Source organism: Halobacillus sp. HZG1, assembly GCF_035818575.1.
GTDB classification, from domain to species: domain Bacteria; phylum Bacillota; class Bacilli; order Bacillales; family Halobacillaceae; genus Halobacillus; species Halobacillus litoralis.
Genome location: NZ_JAYLVQ010000038.1, coordinates 51,989 through 72,515 on the forward strand (window position 1 = coordinate 51,989; position 20,527 = coordinate 72,515).

20 protein-coding genes are annotated in these 20,527 nt (G+C 44.2%); 12 read left to right on the top strand and 8 right to left on the bottom strand.

Features of this window, described 5'->3' with window-relative positions; all coding sequences use genetic code 11:
- The first annotated feature begins 27 nt into the window (after positions 1 to 27).
- The 9 genes from VKA52_RS05775 (at position 28) to VKA52_RS05815 (ending at position 8,721) form a co-directional block, all read left to right on the top strand.
- Complete coding sequence (locus tag VKA52_RS05775; protein ID WP_326314526.1) at positions 28 to 249, top strand: glutaredoxin family protein; 222 nt, start codon at positions 28 to 30, stop codon at positions 247 to 249.
- 151 nt (positions 250 to 400) lie between these two features.
- The gene (locus VKA52_RS05780; RefSeq protein WP_160911553.1) at positions 401 to 1,429 is read left to right on the top strand and encodes a sugar-binding transcriptional regulator; all 1,029 of its coding nucleotides are present in this window, start codon (positions 401 to 403) and stop codon (positions 1,427 to 1,429) included.
- A gap of 38 nt (positions 1,430 to 1,467) precedes the next feature.
- Complete coding sequence (gap, locus tag VKA52_RS05785; RefSeq protein WP_160911555.1) at positions 1,468 to 2,475, top strand: type I glyceraldehyde-3-phosphate dehydrogenase; 1,008 nt, start codon at positions 1,468 to 1,470, stop codon at positions 2,473 to 2,475.
- A 179-nt stretch (positions 2,476 to 2,654) separates the two neighbouring features.
- Positions 2,655 to 3,836, top strand: coding sequence for a phosphoglycerate kinase (locus VKA52_RS05790; protein ID WP_160911557.1), 1,182 nt, complete (start codon positions 2,655 to 2,657; stop codon positions 3,834 to 3,836).
- Positions 3,837 to 3,855: 19 nt separating this feature from the next.
- A complete protein-coding gene (gene tpiA / locus VKA52_RS05795) occupies positions 3,856 to 4,617 on the top strand; it encodes a triose-phosphate isomerase (RefSeq protein ID WP_160911559.1) in 762 nt (253 codons plus the stop codon).
- Positions 4,610 to 6,148, top strand: coding sequence for a 2,3-bisphosphoglycerate-independent phosphoglycerate mutase (gpmI, locus tag VKA52_RS05800; RefSeq protein WP_326314527.1), 1,539 nt, complete (start codon positions 4,610 to 4,612; stop codon positions 6,146 to 6,148). Before tpiA ends, gpmI begins: the two co-directional genes overlap by 8 nt.
- A 13-nt stretch (positions 6,149 to 6,161) precedes the next feature.
- Positions 6,162 to 7,448 carry a phosphopyruvate hydratase gene (eno, locus tag VKA52_RS05805; RefSeq protein WP_089651372.1) on the top strand — a complete coding sequence of 429 codons (1,287 nt, stop codon included), beginning with the start codon at positions 6,162 to 6,164 and terminating at the stop codon, positions 7,446 to 7,448.
- A gap of 90 nt (positions 7,449 to 7,538) precedes the next feature.
- Entirely contained in the window at positions 7,539 to 8,120 is a 582-nt protein-coding gene (locus VKA52_RS05810; protein ID WP_160911563.1) for a YdcF family protein, read from the top strand.
- A 10-nt stretch (positions 8,121 to 8,130) separates the two neighbouring features.
- The gene (locus tag VKA52_RS05815; protein WP_326314528.1) at positions 8,131 to 8,721 is read left to right on the top strand and encodes a nitroreductase family protein; all 591 of its coding nucleotides are present in this window, start codon (positions 8,131 to 8,133) and stop codon (positions 8,719 to 8,721) included.
- Positions 8,722 to 8,729: 8 nt separating this feature from the next.
- Here the strand turns inward: VKA52_RS05815 and ytzI are convergent, their stop codons facing one another.
- From ytzI to VKA52_RS05845, 6 genes are all read right to left on the bottom strand, one after another.
- Positions 8,730 to 8,891 carry a YtzI protein gene (ytzI, locus tag VKA52_RS05820; protein ID WP_115894427.1) on the bottom strand — a complete coding sequence of 54 codons (162 nt, stop codon included), beginning with the start codon at positions 8,889 to 8,891 and terminating at the stop codon, positions 8,730 to 8,732.
- An 83-nt stretch (positions 8,892 to 8,974) separates the two neighbouring features.
- Positions 8,975 to 10,693: a phosphoenolpyruvate--protein phosphotransferase gene (ptsP, locus tag VKA52_RS05825; protein ID WP_326314530.1), complete on the bottom strand. Its 1,719-nt coding sequence runs from the start codon at positions 10,691 to 10,693 to the stop codon at positions 8,975 to 8,977.
- A gap of 4 nt (positions 10,694 to 10,697) precedes the next feature.
- Positions 10,698 to 10,964, bottom strand: a complete 267-nt coding sequence (locus VKA52_RS05830; protein ID WP_115894425.1) for a phosphocarrier protein HPr — start codon at positions 10,962 to 10,964, stop codon at positions 10,698 to 10,700.
- Positions 10,965 to 11,018: 54 nt separating this feature from the next.
- Positions 11,019 to 12,917: a PTS fructose transporter subunit IIABC gene (locus VKA52_RS05835; protein WP_160911569.1), complete on the bottom strand. Its 1,899-nt coding sequence runs from the start codon at positions 12,915 to 12,917 to the stop codon at positions 11,019 to 11,021.
- Between the two features lie 15 nt (positions 12,918 to 12,932).
- A complete protein-coding gene (pfkB, locus tag VKA52_RS05840) occupies positions 12,933 to 13,847 on the bottom strand; it encodes a 1-phosphofructokinase (RefSeq protein WP_326314533.1) in 915 nt (304 codons plus the stop codon).
- Positions 13,844 to 14,593 carry a DeoR/GlpR family DNA-binding transcription regulator gene (locus VKA52_RS05845; protein ID WP_115894423.1) on the bottom strand — a complete coding sequence of 250 codons (750 nt, stop codon included), beginning with the start codon at positions 14,591 to 14,593 and terminating at the stop codon, positions 13,844 to 13,846. The genes pfkB and VKA52_RS05845 overlap by 4 nt, the downstream gene beginning before the upstream one ends.
- A 366-nt stretch (positions 14,594 to 14,959) precedes the next feature.
- Between VKA52_RS05845 and secG the strand changes: the two genes are divergently transcribed.
- From secG to rnr, 3 genes are all read left to right on the top strand, one after another.
- Entirely contained in the window at positions 14,960 to 15,193 is a 234-nt protein-coding gene (gene secG / locus VKA52_RS05850; RefSeq protein WP_089651380.1) for a preprotein translocase subunit SecG, read from the top strand.
- Between the two features lie 693 nt (positions 15,194 to 15,886).
- On the top strand, positions 15,887 to 16,630 hold the full coding sequence (locus tag VKA52_RS05855) for an alpha/beta hydrolase (protein ID WP_326314534.1): 744 nt from the start codon (positions 15,887 to 15,889) through the stop codon (positions 16,628 to 16,630).
- Between the two features lie 40 nt (positions 16,631 to 16,670).
- On the top strand, positions 16,671 to 18,959 hold the full coding sequence (rnr, locus tag VKA52_RS05860) for a ribonuclease R (protein ID WP_326314535.1): 2,289 nt from the start codon (positions 16,671 to 16,673) through the stop codon (positions 18,957 to 18,959).
- A gap of 42 nt (positions 18,960 to 19,001) precedes the next feature.
- Here the strand turns inward: rnr and VKA52_RS05865 are convergent, their stop codons facing one another.
- Positions 19,002 to 19,421, bottom strand: a complete 420-nt coding sequence (locus tag VKA52_RS05865; protein ID WP_160911579.1) for a Thoeris anti-defense Tad2 family protein — start codon at positions 19,419 to 19,421, stop codon at positions 19,002 to 19,004.
- Positions 19,422 to 19,511: 90 nt separating this feature from the next.
- Positions 19,512 to 20,381 carry a GNAT family N-acetyltransferase gene (locus VKA52_RS05870; RefSeq protein ID WP_326314536.1) on the bottom strand — a complete coding sequence of 290 codons (870 nt, stop codon included), beginning with the start codon at positions 20,379 to 20,381 and terminating at the stop codon, positions 19,512 to 19,514.
- Positions 20,382 to 20,527 lie beyond the last annotated feature (146 nt).

The following is a 20,527-nucleotide window of genomic DNA, read 5'->3' on the forward strand; positions in this document are numbered from 1 at the left end:
GAAGAGGAAGTTCAGGGAGGCCTGTATATGTCTGAAGTTATTTTATACGTTAAAGAAAACTGCGGGTTATGTGAGGAAGTTAAGGATCTTTTGTCTCTCTTTGACGTCGCAGTGGTATTGGTGGATATTGGTACTGACCCTGTCCTGCTGGATAAGTATATGCTTGAGGTGCCGGTATTGAAAATTGGTGAGGAAGAGCTGGATTATCGGAATATTGATTACTTCGAACTAATGAAGCGTTTACAATGAAAAACGTCTAGGTTTTCACTTGCACGAGGACTACCCCACTGTTAATATAAAACTGAAATAAGATATTTTTTTGCTCCGAGCGGGACATAATATGACTAGCTGGGACGTAATACATCCCGGTTGGTACCATTTCAAAGAAGGAGCTTTTTCCATGAGAGCGTTCATCGACTTACAAAAAAAATTATTCCCGGATGTCCTGGACGTTATACAGCGCCGTTATCAGCTGTTGTATTATATCCAGATCATGCAGCCTGTGGGCCGAAGAGCGTTAGCTGAAAGTGTTGAGCTGGCTGAACGCACGGTTCGAAGTGAAGTGGATTTTCTGAATAAACAAGGAGCTGTAGAGATTACCTCACGAGGTATGCATTTAAGTTATGAGGGACAGAACATTCTTGAGCAGTTAGCCGAATTTATTAAAGAGGTCTCTGGGATAAAGGTTTTAGAACAACAATTAAAGGATAAATTAAATTTAGACTATGTCGTTGTTGTTCCGGGTGATAGTGATGAGCTTAATTGGGTAAAACAAGAGATGGGAAAAGCATGTGTCCAATATTTGAAAGAACATATGTCGCCGGATCAGGTGATTGCCATTACCGGTGGAACAACGATGGCATCCGTCGCACAAGTGATGACGCCGCTGTCTGGAGCTGATCAATGCTTATACGTGCCTGCACGTGGAGGTTTAGGTGAAAGAGTTGAAAACCAGGCCAACACGATCTGCGCGGAAATGGCGAAAAAAGCCAGGGGTGACTATCGTCTTTTATATGTACCCGATCCTCTCAGTGAGGAATCGTATCAGACGATAAAAGAAGAACCTTCAATTAAAGAAGTGTTGGATATCATCCGTAACGCTGAAATCGTTATTCACGGTGTCGGGGATGCACTCACGATGGCAGAACGAAGAAAGACTTCTCCTGAACAGTTGGAATTAATCAAAAAGCACAACGCTGTAGGCGAGGCTTTTGGTTATTATTTCAATGTTGAGGGTGAGATCGTTCACAAAGTTCGTACGGTAGGTCTGCAGTTAGAAGATCTTAAGCGTGCGAAACATGTCATTGCTGTTGCTGGAGGTCGCTCGAAAGCGCAAGCCATCTCATCTTATTTCCAACCGGGCCAGAGTAATGTCCTGATCACTGATGAAGGTGCAGCCCAAGAGTTAATAAGGGGTTTATCCCTTTAAATAAATATGATTTCAATCATCCTAAGGAGGAATTTTGCATGACAGTAAGAATTGGTATTAACGGATTTGGACGTATTGGACGTAATGTTTTCCGTGCTGCTTTGAACAACAATGAAGTTGAGGTAGTAGCGGTTAACGATTTGACAGATGCAAACATGCTGGCACACTTGCTTCAATACGATACAGTACATGGCAAGCTTGATCAAGAAGTGACAACAAACGGTGACAACCTGATTGTCGGCGGTAAAGAAGTTAAAGTACTTTCTGAAAAAGATCCAGCTCAACTTGGTTGGGGAGATCTTGGCGTAGATATCGTGATCGAATCTACAGGTCGCTTCACTCAGCGTGACGATGCTAAGAAACACTTGGATGCAGGTGCTAAGAAAGTAGTCATCTCTGCTCCAGCGAAACAAGAAGACCTTACAGTCGTTATGGGTGTAAACGAAGATCAGTATGACAAAGATTCTCACCACGTTATCTCAAACGCGTCTTGCACAACGAACTGCCTTGCTCCATACGCAAAAGTTCTTGACGAGAAATTCGGTCTTAAGCGCGGTATGATGACAACTGTTCACTCTTACACGAACGACCAGCAGATCCTTGATCTTCCACACAAAGATTACCGTCGTGCTCGTGCAGCTGCTGAAAACATCATCCCAACAACAACTGGTGCGGCACAAGCTGTTGCAAAAGTACTTCCACACCTTGATGGTAAGCTTAGCGGTATGGCTATGCGTGTACCAACGTCTAACGTATCCATCGTAGACTTGGTTGCTGAGCTTGATAAAGACGTAACTGCAGAAGAAGTGAACGAAGCACTTCGCGCAGAAGCTGAAGGAAACCTTAAAGGAATCCTTGGATACAGTGACGAGCCACTTGTTTCTACAGACTACAATGGCAACACTCACTCTTCTATCATTGATGGTCTTTCTACACTTATCCTTGAAAACAACATGGTTAAAATCGTTTCTTGGTATGACAACGAAACTGGTTACTCCAACCGTTGTGTAGACTTGGCTGTATACCTTAAGAACCAAGGCTTGTAATATCTGAGCCGTTTTAGAAAATACTATGAAAAAGCTGGAAAGGAGGAGGTCTCAGGTCCTCCTCCTTTATCCATGTTTTTTCGCATCCTGCTTATCGGCGTTTCTGCAACATGATTCTGTGGAAACGTACATAAGGGCAGGCGATGAACCTGACCACAAACCAAGGAGGTTGTCATTCTATGAATAAGAAAACAATCCGCGATGTTGAAGTGAACGGGAAAACCGTTTTCTGCCGTGTTGACTTCAACGTACCGATGAGTGAGGGAGAGGTCACAGACGACACTCGAATCAAAGCTGCCCTCCCAACAATCAAGCACCTGACTGGAAACGGTGCGAAAGTCATTCTTGCCAGTCACCTTGGACGTCCTAAAGGGGAAGTTGTCGAAGATCTTCGTCTTGATCCTGTAGCCAACCGTCTAAGTGATGTTCTTGGACAAACGGTTACAAAAACGGATGAAGTACACGGAGCTGAAGTGAACAAAGCCATCTCTGAAATGGAAAACGGCGATGTTCTTCTAATCGAAAACGTGCGCTTCCATCCTGGTGAAGAAAAGAATGATGCGGAACTAGCCAAAGCATTTGCAGACATGGCTGACCTCTACGTAAACGATGCTTTCGGTGCTGCCCACCGTGCGCATGCTTCCACAGCAGGTATTGCAGAGTATATTCCTGCTGTTGCTGGTTTCCTGATGGAAAAAGAAATCAATGTTCTAGGTAAAGCCCTGTCTAATCCAGAGCGTCCATTCACAGCCATCATTGGTGGTGCGAAAGTGAAAGATAAGATCGGTGTCATCGACAACTTGATCGATAAAGTCGATAACTTGATTATCGGTGGAGGTCTTGCTTACACATTCGTAAAAGCCCAAGGTCATGAGATCGGTAAATCGCTGCTGGAAGAAGATAAAATTGATCTAGCTAAAGAATATATGAAAAAAGCAGAAGAGAAAGGCGTAAACTTCCTTATGCCAGATGATGTCGTCGTTGCTGATGATTTCTCTGATTCTGCTAACAAAGAAGAAGTAGGAATCGATAGCATCCCAGCTGACTGGGAAGCGCTGGATATCGGTCCGAAGACGAGAGAAAAATATGCAGAAGTGATTAAAGATTCTAAATTGGTCATCTGGAACGGACCAATGGGCGTCTTTGAAATCGAATCTTTTGCTAACGGTACAAAAGCCGTAGCGAATGCTCTTTCTGAAACAAAGGGTTACACGGTCATCGGTGGAGGAGACTCTGCAGCAGCCGTTGAAAAATTCGGATATGCCAATGATATGGACCACGTTTCCACTGGTGGCGGTGCTTCCTTGGAATTCATGGAAGGTAAAGATCTTCCAGGCGTATCCTTGTTGAACGATAAATAAAAAGGAGAGGTGAAACCATATGCGTAAAAAAGTAATCGCTGGTAACTGGAAAATGAATAAAAACCACCGTGAAGCGGAAGATTTTATTCAAACAGCTAAGAACGAAGTTCCTTCCTCTGAGCAGGTAGAATCGGTTGTTTGTGCTCCATTTCCTTTTCTACAAAAACTCGTAGAGGAAACAGAAGGTACAAGTCTTAAAATCGGTGCTCAAAACATGCACTTTGAAGAAAATGGTGCGTTTACAGGTGAAGTAAGCCCGGTCATGCTGAAAGAGCTTGGCGTATCTTACGTCGTACTTGGTCACTCCGAACGTCGTGAAATTTTCAAGGAAACCGATGAAGAGGTGAACAAGAAAGTTCATGCTGCATTTAACCATGGCTTGACACCGATCATTTGTGTAGGGGAATCTCTAGAACAACGGGAAGCGAACGAAACGATGAACGTTGTAGAGACACAAGTGAAAAAAGCATTGGACGGTCTGACAAATGATCAATGTGCAGAGACAATCATTGCTTATGAGCCGATCTGGGCGATTGGCACAGGTCGTACAGCGACATCTGAACAAGCCAATGAAGTTTGTACTCACATCCGTAAAGTTGTCAGTGAATACGTAAGTGCAGATGCAGCAGAAGCTGTCCGCATTCAATACGGAGGCAGCGTGAAGCCTGCAAACGTTGATGAACTCCTATCCCAGTCCGACATTGATGGTGCTCTAGTAGGAGGAGCCAGCCTTGAAGCTGATTCTTTCCTAAAACTAGTGGAGGCAGGTAAGAATGAGTAATAAAAACCTGGCTGCCTTAATCATCCTTGACGGCTACGCTCTTCGTGATGAAGAGAAAGGTAATGCTGTCAAACAAGCGAACACGCCGAACTTTGATCGTTACTGGAACCAATTTCCGCATTCTCAATTAATGGCATGCGGGGAAGCTGTCGGACTGCCGGAAGGTCAAATGGGGAACTCAGAAGTTGGGCACTTGAACATCGGCGCAGGCCGTGTCGTTTACCAAAGTCTGACGAGAATTAACCTTTCCATTCGTGAAGGGGACTTCTTTGAGAATGAAGTGCTGCTAAACGCAGTTCGTGAGGCGAAGACTAAAGATAAAGCTCTTCACATTTTCGGCCTGTTATCTGATGGCGGGATTCATAGTCATATCGACCATATGATCGCTACCTTGAAGCTGGCGAAAGAAGAAGGAATCGAAAAAGTTCTCATTCACGCTTTCCTGGATGGACGTGATGTTGGTCAGCAATCAGCTAAGACCTATATCAAACAGACTCAGGAAGCGATTGAAGAAGTCGGCATAGGGCAAATCGCTACTCTTTCCGGACGTTACTATGCGATGGATCGTGACAATCGCTGGGAACGTGTGAAGAAAGCTTATGATGCCATCGCTTATGGTGAGGGCCCGACGTACAAGGATCCAATTAAAGCCATCGACGATTCTTATGAGCAGGAAGTGTACGATGAGTTTGTTGAGCCTGTCGTTTTAACAGATGAGGACAACAACCCGATTGGATCAGTGGAAGATGAAGATAGCATCATTTTCTTCAATTTCCGTCCGGACCGTGCGATCCAACTCTCCCGTACATTCGCAAACGATGACTTTGATGGTTATGAGCGCGGAGAGAACGCACCGAAGAATCTACACTTTGTAGGGATGACGCAATACAGCGATCAGGTGCGAAGCAAGATTGCTTTCCCTCCGAACGACTTGAAAAATACCGTTGGAGAAGTCCTTGCTGACAATGATATGAAGCAGCTGCGCATCGCCGAAACGGAGAAGTATCCACACGTGACCTTCTTCATGAGTGGTGGTCGTGAGAAAGAATTCGAAGGGGAAGAGCGCATCCTCATCGATTCTCCTAAAGTTGCGACATATGATCAGAAGCCAGAGATGAGTGCGTATGAAGTTACAGATGCTCTTCTTAAGGCGATTGACTCCGAGAAACACAATGCTATCATTCTAAACTTCGCCAATCCTGATATGGTTGGACACTCAGGAATGCTTGAGCCGACGATTAAAGCGATTGAAGCCGTAGATGAATGCCTAGGTAAAATTGTAGATAAGATCCACGAAAAAGGTGGACATGCCATCATTACAGCTGACCATGGGAACTCTGATGAGGTGACGACCTTGGATGGAGACGCTATGACAGCTCATACGACAAACCCTGTACCTGTCATCGTGACAAAAGATGGGGCGGAACTCCGTGATGGTGGAATTCTTGGTGATCTATCACCAACATTATTAGAACTCTTGAACGTTGAACAACCTGAAGAAATGACAGGTAAATCACTAATTAAAAAATAAGGGAGAGATATTCATGCCTTACATTACTGACGTATATGCACGTGAAGTCCTTGACTCTCGTGGTAACCCAACTGTTGAAGTAGAAGTTTATACAGAATCCGGAGCTTTCGGTACAGCTCTTGTTCCAAGTGGTGCTTCTACTGGTGAATACGAAGCCGTAGAACTTCGTGATGGTGACAAAGAACGTTACCTTGGCAAAGGCGTACAAAACGCTGTAGATAACGTAAACGAAAAGATTGCTCCAAACCTTCTGGGTATGGACGTAACGCAACAAGTAATCATCGACCAAATGATGAGAGAACTTGATGGTACAGAAAACAAAGGAAACCTAGGTGCAAACGCTATTCTTGGCGTATCCATGGCTGTAGCACACGCTGCTGCAGATGTTGTAGGTCTTCCACTTTACAAATATCTTGGTGGTTTCACAGCAGCTACGCTTCCAACACCGATGATGAACATCCTTAACGGTGGAGAGCACGCAGATAACAACGTAGATATTCAGGAATTCATGATTATGCCAGTTGGTGCGCCAACATTCAAAGAAGCTCTACGTATGGGTGCGGAAATTTTCCACTCTCTGAAAAAAGTTCTTGGCAGCAAAGGCTACAACACTGGTGTAGGTGATGAAGGTGGCTTCGCTCCAGACTTAGGTTCTAACGAAGAAGCTCTATCTACAATCATCGAAGCAATCGAAGCTGCTGGCTACAAGCCTGACGCTGAAGTGAAGCTTGCAATGGACGTTGCCTCTTCTGAAATTTATGAAGACGGTAAGTACAACCTGAAAGGTGAAGGTGTGGTACGTACGTCTGAAGAAATGGTTGACTGGTACGAAGAGCTTGTGAACAAGTATCCAATCGTCTCTATTGAAGATGGTCTTGATGAAAACGACTGGGAAGGTACGAAACTTCTTACAGACCGTATCGGAGACCGTGTACAGCTTGTCGGTGACGACTTGTTCGTAACAAACACAGAGAAGTTAGGCCGCGCGATTGAAGAAGGCGTGGGTAACTCCATCTTGATCAAAGTGAACCAAATCGGTACACTGACTGAAACATTTGAAGCAATCGAAATGGCGAAGCGCGCCGGTTATACTGCTGTCATCTCTCACCGTTCTGGTGAAACAGAAGATGCAACAATCGCAGACATCGCTGTTGCTACAAATGCAGGTCAAATTAAAACAGGTGCTCCTTCCCGTACAGACCGTGTTGCGAAGTACAACCAGCTTCTTCGTATTGAAGACCAGCTGCTTGGAACAGCGACATACGCTGGCGAGAAAGCATTCTACAACTTGAATAAATAAGTTCTAAAATGAGCCTCTCTGATGATTCAGAGAGGCTTTTTTCTATGATATGATGGAACATATATTCAGGGAGTAGGAGAACCAGGAGATATGAAACGATTCGTTCAAATCATTTTGTTATTGATGATCAGTTATGCCTTATACACGGGCTATTCTGTTTGGACCTATGGGGATGAAAAAGTATCAGAAGCGGATGCAGCTATCGTTCTCGGGGCCGCACAATGGAATGGAAAGCCAAGCCCTGTCTTTGAGGGGCGTTTGAAGCAGGGGATTGAATTATATAAAGAAGGACACGTCGAATACCTGATACTTACGGGTGGTAAGAGTGAACAAGCCGCCTCCTCTGAAGCAGAAGTAGGGAAAGGTTATGCGATGGAGCATGGAGTAAATGAAGAAGATATTCTGTTTGAGGACCAATCACTCATCACAGAAGATAACTTGAGTAACGCGAAAGAAGTCAGTGATGAAAAAGGAATTCGGTCCTTTTTCATCGTCAGTGACCAGTTTCATTTAAAAAGGGCTGTAGCTATGGCCAAGCACCTGGGTATGAAGGTTGAAGGTGTGCCCACGCAGTATTCGGCTTATAAAAGCATGGAAACGAAAGTTCCTTTTTTCTTGCGTGAATGGGGCTATTGGATGGTGCAGCCTGTAACTAAGTTGATTATGTTGTGAGGTGTGCCTGATGGAATTGTTGGAAGCGATGAGAAGCCGACGTTCGATTCATGAGTATAAAGGGGAGAAAGTGGATAAAGAAGTACTGGAGCGTATCTTTGCTGAATCCGCATGGGCACCTAACCACCGGATGAAAGAACCATGGCAGATACGATTGTACCAGGATAATGGGAAGATAGGGTATGCTCAGGCTGTTATGGATAGCTATCAAAGGCAGGGGTTCTTTGACGGTTATGAGGAAGACAAGGCGAATCGACTTCAGGAAGGAATTCGCGATTTTTTAATGAATATCCCACATCATGCCTTGATCTATATGGAAAAGGATGAGGATGTGCGTAAATATGAAGAAGATTATGCTGCTGTATGTGCCTATATACAAAATGTGCAGCTACTAGCGTGGGAAGCGGGGGTTGGTGTTCTTTGGACCACGAGCCCATACTTACACGATGCTCAATTTTCAGAAGCTGTAGGGCTCGATAGCCAGCACTTTAAATTGGTATCTGTACTGCAGATGGGCTATCCAAAACGAATTCCGAAGCCTAAAATGCGTACACCTATTCACCAGAAACTCGATTTATATGATGGAAATGAAAAAAGCTGACGCTCTTGTTAAGCGTCAGCTTTTTTATGTTCATCTTTATGACGTTTGTCGTCTGGTAAGGGGTCAACGGTGTGTTCGTAATCGTATCCTTTAGAGACAGCCATGCCGAACATGGCGGCAATCCCCAGAACAATTGCGATACATACAATCATGATCACAGTAAATGTCATGGAAACACATCTCTTTCTCGTTTATAACTAGAACCGGATGTAGACCGGCACACACCTATTGTCCCACACTCATTCAACAAATACTACTTCGTTTGTGTTTTTTCTTTGACAAATGCGACAACTTCTTCTGCTGTACCCATAGAAAGGATTTCTTCTTTATAAGAAGTCCATTCCTTCCTGGATAGTTCTCTGATCTGTGTACGGGCAGGAAGAATGGATGTTGCACTCATACTGAATTCATCCAAACCAAGTCCAAGTAGGAGAGGGATAGCAATTTCATCGCCAGCCATCTCCCCGCACATGCCAGCCCATTTACCTTCGGCGTGAGCGGCTTCAATCACATTATTCACCAGGTTCAGAATCGCTGGGTTATAAGGCTGGTACAAGTATGACACGCGCTCGTTCATACGGTCAGCGGCCATTGTATATTGAATCAGATCATTGGTACCGATACTGAAGAAATCGACTTCTTTAGCGAACTGACGGGCAATTACTGCTGTTGCAGGAATTTCAACCATCATTCCGACTTCGATATCATCTGAAACATCCTGACCTTCTTCCTTAAGGTTTGCGCGCTCTTCATCAAGAATTGCCTTCGCTTGACGGAATTCTTCCAATGTAGCGATCATTGGGAACATGATCTTTAAGTTTCCGTGGACGCTGGCACGCAGCAATGCACGAAGCTGAACGCGGAAAATATCGTCGCGCTCCAGGCAAAGGCGGATGGCACGGTATCCAAGGAATGGGTTCATTTCTTCAGGAAGATCCAAGTAGTCAAGCTCTTTGTCTCCACCGATATCCAGTGTACGTACGACGACAGGCTTGTCTCCCATTTGCTTCAGTACTGAAGAGTATGCATCAAACTGCTCTTCCTCTGTTGGCAGCTGACTTTTGCCCATATAAAGGAACTCTGTACGGTAAAGGCCGACACCTTCGCCGCCGTTGTTCAAGACACCTTCAACGTCGTCAGGGGTTCCGATATTAGCAACAAGCTCTACGTGGTCGCCTTCAGAAGTAACAGTGGCTTCATCCTTAAGCTTCGCCCACTCTTGTTTCTGTTTCTCGAAATCGTCCTGCTTCTGCTTATACTCCGCAATCTGATCGTCACTTGGATCAATGATGACATCCCCGTTGATTCCGTCGACAATAATCATGGTATCCTTTCCAGCTTGGGAAGTGATATTTTTCGTTCCAACAACGGCTGGAATTTCAAGAGAACGAGCCATGATCGCTGAGTGAGAAGTACGGCCCCTGATATCTGTCGTGAAGCCTTTTACGTATTGTTTGTTCAATTGCGCGGTATCCGAAGGTGTTAAATCGTCTGCGACGATGACCACTTCTTCGTTAATCAACGCAGGGTCCGGGAATGTTACACCTAAAAGGTGTGCCATTACACGCTTGGTAACATCATTGATGTCTGCTGCTCGTTCACGCATGTATTCATTATCCATGCCTTTGAACATGTCGATGAACATGTTGGCCGTCTCAGAAAGAGCGGCTTCTGCGTTAACATTCTCGCTTTTGATTTTATCTTCAATCGGTTGAATCAATTCTGGGTCGCTTAAGACCAATAGGTGGGCAGAAAAGATTTCCGCGTGTTCGTCACCTAAAGATTTTCTTGTATGTTCTTTAATTTTCTCAAGCTCTGATTTTGAAATATCCAGAGCCTCATGCAGGCGCTTGACTTCTTGTTCCGGCTGTTCAATATCTTTCTTATTGAAAGAAAGATCCGGAGCTTCCAAGCGGTAAACTTTTGCAATAGCAATTCCGCTGGAAGCTGCAATACCTTGAAGCTGTGTCATGCTGTTATTCCCCCAAGCCTTCGTTCTTCATTGTTGTTTCCATATGGTCAATCGCTTCCTGTTCGTCACTGCCTTCCGCTGTAATTTTAACTTCAGCGTTTGCAGGGATCCCAAGGCTCATGATTCCCATGATGGATTTAAGATTTACGGATTTTTCTTTGTAATGTAGGTTGATATCAGACTCGTACTTTCCTGCATTCTGTACAAGTACTGTTGCTGGACGAGCGTGAACACCGTCAGACGATGTAATTTTAAAAGATTTCTCTACCATTATAATTCCTCCTTAAACATGCTATTGTTTATGACTTACCCTAACTTTATTATTTTAAGCCTTTTGGATGTCTTTTTTCAAGAATCCTACAACAATTGCTGCAAGAATTGTACCGGCAATGATTGCCACTAGATAAAGGAGGATCTGCATGAACCCACCTTCTACGAGCGGGGCAACGATAATACCGCCGTGCGGGGCGCGCAGACCGATCCCGAACAACATCGTCAGCATACCTGTCAAAGCACTGCCTGCGACCATTGAAGGAATCACACGGGCCGGGTCAGCTGCTGCGAATGGGATGGCTCCTTCGGTGATGAAGAAAGCTCCAAGTGGATAAGCGGCTTTCCCTGTTTCGCGCTCCTGTTTCGTGAATTTGTTTTTGAAAAGGGTCGTAGCTAAGCCCATCGCAAGAGGTGGAACCATGCCACCAGCCATCGCTGCTGCTATAAATGTATAGTTCCCTGCATCGAGGGCTGCAATTCCGAATGTGTAGGCCGCTTTGTTCACGGGGCCTCCCATATCGACTGCCATCATACCTCCGACAATGAGACCAAGAAGAGCGAGGTTCGATCCACTCATATTTTCAAGAAATCCGAATAACGCTGTATAAACGCTTGTCAGCGTAGGGTTGATCAGTAACATTATCATACCAGTAGCAAAGATCGTGATAACAGGATAGAAGAGTACGGTCTTCATCCCATCCAATATAGCAGGTAAACCTTCCAGCCACTTTTTAACAAGCAGTGTCAAATAACCGGCTAAGAAACCTGCAATCAATCCGCCAAGGAAACCAGAACCGTTCGTTGCATTTTCATTGGCCGTTTGCGTGATAGCGATCAATCCACCGACCATTCCCGGTGCAAAACCAGGTCGATCCGCAATACTGGAAGCAATAAAACCGGCAAGGACTGGCACAAGCAGGAAGAAAGCATTTCCGCCACCTATGATATTCAACATTTCTGCGAAGCGGTTGTATTCCTCATTTGATGGATCTGCAGAATTGATGCCCCAGAAGAAGGAAAGGGCAATTAAAATTCCTCCTCCAACAACGAAAGGCAGCATGTTTGATACACCATTCATCAGATGTTTGTAAAAACCTGTGCGCTGTCCTTTATCCTGAGAACCTTCTTTTTTCTCTCCAGTACCTTGGTAGATAGGCGCATCTTTCCTGGTTGCTTTTTCAATCAATTCTTTCGGTTCATGAATGGCCTTAGCGACGGGTACCTCAATGACCGGCTTTCCTTGGAAAGGTTCCATTTCAACTTTTGTATCCGCTGCAACGATAATCGCATCAGCCTCAGCAATATCCTCACTTGTCAGGCGGTTTTTGACTCCGCTGGAACCATTGGTCTGAACTTTGATGTTCACACCCATTTCTTTCGCTGTAGCTTTAAGTTTGTCGGCTGCCATATACGTATGAGCAATACCGGTCGGGCACGCAGTAACCGCAAGGATTTTACCTGTGTTTGTTTCTTCTGTTTCTTCCTCATCGTCTTCTTCGGCTTCTTTGGCATTGATCGCTTCAATCACGTCAGCTTCTGTCTTCGCTTCTTCCAGCTGCTGGCGGAAGTTGTTATCCATTAAAAAGGAAGAAAGACGGGAAAGTGTTTCTAAATGTGTATTGTTAGCGCCTTCAGAAGCGGCAATCATAAAAAATAGATTCGTCGGCTGACCGTCCAGGGATTCATAATCCAATCCATCCTGGGACCTTCCGAAAGCAATGGCAGGATCCTTTACGGCAGAAGTTTTTGCGTGCGGGATGGCGATTCCGTCCCCAATTCCTGTGGTACTCTGCTGTTCACGTGCTTCAATGGCTTGCTTGAAATCATCGCGATCATTCAGCTTACCGGCATGGTCCAATTGCCCAACAAGCTCATCAATCGCCTCTGGCTTTGAAGAGGCAGACATATTCAATACGATGGTTTCTTTCGTCAGTAAATCTGTAATTTTCATGGTGATTCACTCCCCTTAGTTTATATTGGAAACGTGTATTACTGTCAGTAAACGTTCAACATCTTCTTTTTGACAAAGGTCATCCTGAAAAGCGGTGGCACTTCCTGATGCCACTCCATAACGGAAAGCTTCCTGGATGGATTCCTCATTTTCCAGAGCGGCTAGAAAACCAGAGACTACGGAATCTCCTGCTCCGACTGAGTTTTTCACGTGACCTCGAGGAACATTGGCAAACATTTCGTGTTCTCTGCCTACATATACAGCGCCTTTACCGCCCATAGATACAATGACGTGTTCAACACCTTGATCAATCAACCGCTTTCCGTAGTGAGCTGCTAATTCTTTTGTATCAATCTCCACATTGAAAAGTTCGCCCAGCTCATGATGGTTTGGCTTCAGTAGGAAGAGTGGGTGACCGAGCAATTGTTCCAATGCTTTGCCGGATGTGTCTGCCACGACTTTTGCTCCATTTTCAGCGCAGATGGCCGCCATGGTTATATAAAAGTCGGACGGCAGGGAAGAAGGTAGACTTCCAGCAAGAACAAGGGTGTCACTGGTAGAAAGGTTTCTCACTTGTTCCAACAGCTCTTCTTGTAATGGTTTTGATATTTCAGCTCCAGGCCCGTTGATCTCTGTTTCCATGTCACTTTTCAGCTTGACGTTCACTCTTGTCGTTTGAGACGTTTCAATAAAAGCGTGATCAACTGCTTCCCTGTCTAAAAACTGCTGGACATAAGCACCTGTGAAGCCACCGATATATCCAAGTGCTTTTGTTTTAACACCAAGCCGGCCCATAACACGGGAAACGTTGATGCCTTTTCCTCCTGGGTAATAGAAGGTTTCCCTGGCTCGGTTCAAAGCTCCTGCCTCAAACGCATCGACGTTCATGATGTAGTCGATGGAAGGGTTTAACGTACACGTGTAAATCATGTTGTCACAACCTTTATATTCGTTTTCTTACGGTAATCTTCGATGGATGCTCCGTTAAAATCGGTAATGATTTCTGCTTCTGAAAGATCAGAGAACTTCATGAAAGCGACTTTCTCAAATTTAGAATGGTCAGCAAGTACAAAACGATTCTTTGATAAATTCAATGTCATTTCTTTAATTGCCGCTTCTTCAGGGTCGGGGGTGGTGTATCCATCCTTGAGGGTTACTCCGTTTGCTCCCATGAAACACTGGTCGAAGCGGTATTGTTGAAGGTTTTGAATCGCACCTGCACCGACGACGGCGCCTGTCTGGTGTTTAACAAGACCACCGAGGACATAGGTTTTAATTTGATGATTATTCAGCGCGTCTAAGTGACTTAATCCGTTCGTTACAACAATGATGTTTTTCTCTTTCAAGAAGGGAATCATCTCATAAGTAGTGGAACCAGCATCAATGAAAATACAATCCCCCTCTTGGACGAGCGAGGCTGCGTATTGAGCAATGGCTTGTTTTTCACTGTGAAATTTTGTGACTTTTTCCACCATAGTCGGCTCTTCACTGGCAGAGCTACTTAATGAAGCTCCGCCATGCACCCGCCTTAAGAGTCCTTGGTCTTCCAACTGATCTAAATCACGACGGATGGTTGATTCTGACGCCCCTGTTACTTCAACTAGACGCTTGATTTTTGATGTATGATCGTTTTTGACTGTTTTTATTATAAGTTGATGGCGTTCTGGTGTAAGCATGTTCCTACACTCCCTGCTTGTTATCTATATTTATAATAAAAGAAAACCCTTACAAAAATCAACCATAAACTTTCAAAAACGTTCAAAAACAATCAAAATTGTTCAAGGAAGAGTGGAGAGCAGGTTCAGCTCTTTGTACCTCACGATGAAAAAAGCGTTACGTGCCTAAGTGGTTGCCCACCCAAAATACTGTCCTCTGTTTCAATAGACATCTTTAGTTTTATATAATCGATATTCTCTTTCTTATAGCTTTTCCTATACGCGTGTCTATACCTTTAATGAATCTAGAATAAGCTTGCTGATGTAAGGCTTTTATGCTACATTTAAACTAGTTATCTGTACGTTTTTAGGAGGTGTGGGCACATCATGGAAACACTTGCAATTACTTTATTAACCATTAACACGATAGCAATGATCGTCCTTGTACTATTGCAATCCGGAAAGAGTGCCGGTCTTTCAGGAGCGATTTCTGGCGGAGCGGAACAATTATTTGGGAAGCAGAAAGCACGAGGAATTGACGCAGTGTTGCACAAAGCAACGGTAGTAACAGGCGTGCTTTTCTTTGTATTAGCTTTCTTAACTGCATATATCCTCGGTTAATTAACAAAAACTGCGCTTCATGAACACGAAGCGCAGTTTTTTTATGTTCTCCTTTTCAAGTTTAATCCTTCACAATAGCTCCCTTTTCTTGAAGACTCAGTTTCGAGACTTTTGTTGAGTGGATCGGGCTGCGGGGAATGACTCGCTTTCCGCGGGAGCGCGGTGAGCCTCCTCGGACTACGTCCTGTGGGGTCTCACCATGCACTTTTTTCCCGCAGGAGTCTCGCCATTCCCCTCCGCCCACTTGCTGGAAGAAATTCTCGAAACTACCTTCCAGCAATAGGAGCTTTTATGGTTGAGAATCCTATATCAATGCGGTTTAAGCAGGATTTATAATAGCTTTAGGCAAGGTAATATAAGAGTGATTTCGAGAACCTCATATGGCAAAGGGGCGGAGGGAAACGGTGAGACTCCTGTGGGAAGTGCGTGGTAGATGAGACCCCACAGAGCGTTAGCTCGAGGAGGCTCATCATTCGCCCACGGAAAGCAAACCTTTTCCTGGAGCCCCTAAATCCACACAAACATCTCGAAATCGAGTCTTCCACAATCCTGCCATATAGCTGAATAACAGCGGGAAAAGCTTGTTGAGGTTCAAAATGTGCCAGGGGAACTTAATTTTGGTAAAATAGAATACATTGCCCTTTAGAATGAAATCTTAAAAACAGGACATAGATGAAGTAAGGAGAGAATGACATGAAAATTAAACAACCTCAGCCATTCACGTTTGAGGAAGGAGAACGTGCGGTATTATTACTACATGGATTTACTGGCCATTCTGCTGATGTGCGGATGCTTGGCCGGTTTTTGCAAAAGCACGGCTATACCTCACATGCTCCCATTTATGCAGGGCATGGCAAAGAGCTTGAAGCATTGATCGAAGCAAGACCCGAGGACTGGTGGGCGGATGTCCAAGACGCCTTGAACCATTTGCGCGGACTCGGCTATAAGAAAATTGCTGTCGCGGGCTTGTCCCTTGGAGGTGTACTTGGCCTGAAGCTTGCTTATTCAGAACCTATCAAAGGAATCATTACCATGTGCTCGCCGATGTTCTTTGATAATGAGAAGCAATTGACCCAAGGGTTCGAATTTAAAGCGAGACAGTATAAGCAACTCGAAGGAAAAGATAAAGAAACCATTGATCGTGAAGTACAAGAACTTCTTAATGAATCGGAAGAGATGTTCAAGCAGTTAGGCGGGTTCATTACGGAAGTTCATGATGAAGTCGATCAAATCTACACACCTACTTTTGTTGTACAAGCAGAAAATGATGAAATGATTAACACAGAAAGTGCAAACTATATTTATGAACAAGTAGAAGCCGATCAAAAAGATATTAAATGGTACAAAAACTCTGGTCATGTGATCACGATGGATAAGGAAAAAGAGCAGCTGCACGAAGATATCCTTGCTTTCCTGGAGTCTCTGGACTGGTCATGATACCGGAGTCTTGTCCTTCATTTAAAAGGAGGTAAGACAATTGAGTATAGAGTTAAAACAACAAATCTTAGACTTTTTCAAAGAAACAGCGTCAAAACCACTATCTGTACAAGAGCTTGAAGAGACATTGGAACTTGGAAGTTCTGATGAATTCAAGAACCTCATGAAGGTACTGAATGAGCTTGAGGAAGAAGGGGAGCTTGTCCGGACCCGTAAGAATCGCTTCGGTCTCCCTGAGAAGATGAACCTGATTCGTGGACGTATTCAAATGCATGCGAAAGGGTTCGCTTTTCTGATTCCTGATGAGGAGGATAAAGATGATGTTTACATTCATCATTCTGATCTTCATTCAGCCATGAACAATGATAAAGTGCTCGTCCGTATTGAGAAACGGAAAGAGGATGGAACACGGCCGGAAGGTACAGTCATCCGTATTTTAGAAAGAGCGACGACACGTGTGGTAGGAACATACGAATCCAGCCGGAATTTTGGTTTTGTCATTGCCGATGATAAACGGATTCCAAATGATATCTTCATCCCGAAGAGTCAGAATAACGGAGCGATTGATGGACATAAAGTGATTGTGAACATTACGAAGTTTCCTGAAGACCGGATGAGTGCTGAAGGGGAAATCGTAGAAATTTTAGGACATAAAAATGATCCTGGTATTGATATCATCTCCATCATTTATAAACACGGCATTAAAGTGGACTTTCCTGAGGAAGTATTACAACAAGCAGCAGATACACCGGATGAGATCCATCCGGACGAAATCAAAAACCGCCGCGACCTTCGTGATGAAATGATTGTCACGATCGATGGAGCGGACGCTAAAGACCTTGATGATGCTGTCATGGTCAAGAAGCTTGAAAACGGAAACTATAAGCTGGGTGTTTCCATTGCCGACGTCACCTATTATGTAAAAGAAGGTTCGCCTATTGATCAGGAAGCGAGAGAACGCGCGACGAGTGTGTATCTGGTGGATCGAGTTATCCCTATGATTCCGCACCGTTTATCCAACGGGATCTGTTCCTTGAATCCGCAAGTGGATCGTCTTACATTGACATGTGAAATGGAAATCAACGGTAGCGGAGAAGTCGTGAACCACGAAATTTTCCAAAGTGTAATCAAGACCAATGAACGAATGACTTATAAAGATGTGAACAGCATTTTACAGGACGAAGATCCTGAATTGATGAAAAAATATGAAGAGCTTGTGCCGATGTTCAAAGACATGGAGAAGCTTGCGAGTATTTTGAGAGGAAAAAGAATGGGACGCGGGGCCATTGATTTTGACTTTAAAGAAGCCGGCGTTGTCGTTGACGAGGAAGGAAAAGCTGTCGACGTCCGCCTGCGTGAGCGTTCTGTGGCAGAGCGTTTGATTGAAGAATTCATGCTGGCTGCAAACGAAACTGTAGCAGAACACTTCCATTGGATGGATGTTCCGTTCATTCACCGTATTCACCAGGATCCGGATGAAGATAAGCTGCAGAACTTCTTTGAGTTCGTTGCTAATATGGGATATTCCGTCAAAGGAACAGCTGACAATGTTCATCCACAGGCTTTGCAGAAGGTGTTAGAAGAAGTGAAGGGTACACAGGAAGATATGATTATCTCGAAGCTGATGCTGCGCTCCATGCAGCAGGCGAAGTATGATCCTCAAGGTCTAGGTCACTTCGGTTTGGCAACGGATTTCTATACCCACTTTACTTCTCCGATCCGCCGATACCCTGACTTGATCGTCCACCGTCTGATCCGGACTTACCTGGTCGAAGAAAAACTGGATTATAAGACACGGAAACATTGGAAAGATCAAATGCCGGAAATTGCCCGCCATTCTTCTGAGATGGAACGTGCGGCTGTCGATGCGGAACGAGAAACGGATGACCTGAAAAAGGCAGAATTCATGCAGGATAAAATCGGAGAAGAATATGAGGGTGTCATCAGCTCTGTGACCAGTTTCGGAATGTTCGTGGAACTTCCGAACACGGTAGAAGGTCTGGTGCACGTCAGTACATTGACCGACGATTATTATCATTATCATGAAAAACAGTATGCCATGATCGGGGAACGCACAGGGAATGTTTATCGAATCGGTGATGAAGTAACCATCAAGGTGACCAATGTCAATATTGAAGAGCGCGTCGTTGATTTTGAAATTGATGGCATGAAACCGAGAAAAGAACGGAAACGTCCAGAGCGTCCGAAACAGATTAAATCTAAGGGTCCTGACCGGAAAAAAGAGAAGAAGAAAAACAAACAAAAAGGGAACAAACCTTTTTACAGGAACAAAGGTGTTCCTAAAAAAGGAAGCAAAAAGAAGAAATAAGAAAAACGCGCGAAATCATTTCGCGCGTTTTTTAGTGACGTTTTATGCACTGATCGTACTTTGAACAGTGGCTACATCCTGTGCATTTAAATAGCGTGCGGAATTGGTAAGGTCCAAATCTACGAAACGGGACCACTGTGACAATTCATCTTCTTCTACGAGGTGGTTGTTCATGATGCTGCCTTTGTTTTCAGAGCAAATGTGATAAGAAACAAAAAGTTTACCCTGCATCAATTCGCGGTCATGGGAGACAGAAACAATCGTCCACTGATCTTTGTCTGTTTTCTCCCAATCAGAAGCGAGAGCATCCTCTGTTGTTAAAGAATAAAAAGCAGGTTCATTATGATCAAAGAAAACAATTTTCCCTTTTCCATCTTTTACAATATACCCAGAATTCTTCCATGTATGACGTTCCAAAGCATGACCTTCATCTAACAGCTGTACGGCTTGCATAAAGTTCATAGTCTTTAATCCTTTCTTGCGTTAAAATTTTTCCTTAGAGGATTCTAAATACTATGAAGGAGCTTGTCAATATATGCGGGAGTATTTTCATTATTGTGGCTTTTTCCAAGAGCCATAAAGGATCCAAGGTTCCTGGACATCATAGGCGGTCAGTTCAGGAATGTTCTTAAATCCCTGGTCTGAAAAATCGATCCAGCAGCCGACATTATCCGGGTTGTTCTTCCAATGATGAAGAATGGTTTCAAAAAAACCTGGTTGATTGTAATGATCGTCCCAGAAGTACTTAACATGGGAATAATCGTATTTTTTTGTATCGTTTTTAATAATGACGAACCGACTTTGGTCATCATTTTCAAAAAAGGAACAAGCCTGTAAATAATCATCGGTAAAAAGAGCTTCGTCAAAAGGAAATGGATAGTAGCATTCGTATGGGAATGTTTCTGAGGCGTTTTCTTGCAAACCGTTCAGCAGGCTGCGCTTCCTTTTTAGAGTGTGAACAGGCTTCCATACAGCTCCTGGCGTGTGGCCTGTCAACAAGTCAGGGCGTTTTAAAGTGAGGTAGTGGATGATTGGCCCTTGGTTGATTTCGAGTTTTTCAAGGACGCGCCTTGCTGGTAAATTGCCAAGGTGTGTATTCGCCCCGATCCAGCTGACTCTTGGGTCTTTTTTTAATTGATCTACGACAGGTTTTAGCAGTTCTGTGGCGTGCCCTTTCATATGAAAGCGGCGGTCACTTCGAAGCCTGCCAAGCATAGCGAATTTGTCCTGACCAAAGAGGCTGTAACCGCCGACAGCGAGCATGTGTCCATGCTGAAAAAGCCCGAAGAGCTCGTGACTGTCAGATGTGACGAGTCGATCGAAAATCCGTACCACATAGTCGTCTTCAATGCCTGTCTCCATTTCTTTGAGAGCTGTGTAGTCTTCTATTGTTAAGGGTTTTACATTCATGACTTGTTCCATACGTTGTATCTCCTTTATCAAGCATATGCAACTTTATATTCTCACACGCTGACAGAAAAAGTCTATTCAGAAAGGTCAAAATTCATCCGTAAGCTATCAATTGGAAATGACTAAGAGATTTGGTACAATGAAGGGACGCAACAGAG

Coding starts and splice junctions, on each gene's coding strand:
- VKA52_RS05775 (WP_326314526.1), top strand. CDS start 28: ATGTCTGAAGTTATTTTATACGTTAAAGAAAACTGCGGGTTATGTGAG.
- VKA52_RS05780 (WP_160911553.1), top strand. CDS start 401: ATGAGAGCGTTCATCGACTTACAAAAAAAATTATTCCCGGATGTCCTG.
- gap (WP_160911555.1), top strand. CDS start 1,468: ATGACAGTAAGAATTGGTATTAACGGATTTGGACGTATTGGACGTAAT.
- VKA52_RS05790 (WP_160911557.1), top strand. CDS start 2,655: ATGAATAAGAAAACAATCCGCGATGTTGAAGTGAACGGGAAAACCGTT.
- tpiA (WP_160911559.1), top strand. CDS start 3,856: ATGCGTAAAAAAGTAATCGCTGGTAACTGGAAAATGAATAAAAACCAC.
- gpmI (WP_326314527.1), top strand. CDS start 4,610: ATGAGTAATAAAAACCTGGCTGCCTTAATCATCCTTGACGGCTACGCT.
- eno (WP_089651372.1), top strand. CDS start 6,162: ATGCCTTACATTACTGACGTATATGCACGTGAAGTCCTTGACTCTCGT.
- VKA52_RS05810 (WP_160911563.1), top strand. CDS start 7,539: ATGAAACGATTCGTTCAAATCATTTTGTTATTGATGATCAGTTATGCC.
- VKA52_RS05815 (WP_326314528.1), top strand. CDS start 8,131: ATGGAATTGTTGGAAGCGATGAGAAGCCGACGTTCGATTCATGAGTAT.
- ytzI (WP_115894427.1), bottom strand. CDS start 8,891: ATGACATTTACTGTGATCATGATTGTATGTATCGCAATTGTTCTGGGG.
- ptsP (WP_326314530.1), bottom strand. CDS start 10,693: ATGACACAGCTTCAAGGTATTGCAGCTTCCAGCGGAATTGCTATTGCA.
- VKA52_RS05830 (WP_115894425.1), bottom strand. CDS start 10,964: ATGGTAGAGAAATCTTTTAAAATTACATCGTCTGACGGTGTTCACGCT.
- VKA52_RS05835 (WP_160911569.1), bottom strand. CDS start 12,917: ATGAAAATTACAGATTTACTGACGAAAGAAACCATCGTATTGAATATG.
- pfkB (WP_326314533.1), bottom strand. CDS start 13,847: ATGATTTACACGTGTACGTTAAACCCTTCCATCGACTACATCATGAAC.
- VKA52_RS05845 (WP_115894423.1), bottom strand. CDS start 14,593: ATGCTTACACCAGAACGCCATCAACTTATAATAAAAACAGTCAAAAAC.
- secG (WP_089651380.1), top strand. CDS start 14,960: ATGGAAACACTTGCAATTACTTTATTAACCATTAACACGATAGCAATG.
- VKA52_RS05855 (WP_326314534.1), top strand. CDS start 15,887: ATGAAAATTAAACAACCTCAGCCATTCACGTTTGAGGAAGGAGAACGT.
- VKA52_RS05865 (WP_160911579.1), bottom strand. CDS start 19,421: ATGAACTTTATGCAAGCCGTACAGCTGTTAGATGAAGGTCATGCTTTG.
- VKA52_RS05870 (WP_326314536.1), bottom strand. CDS start 20,381: ATGGAACAAGTCATGAATGTAAAACCCTTAACAATAGAAGACTACACA.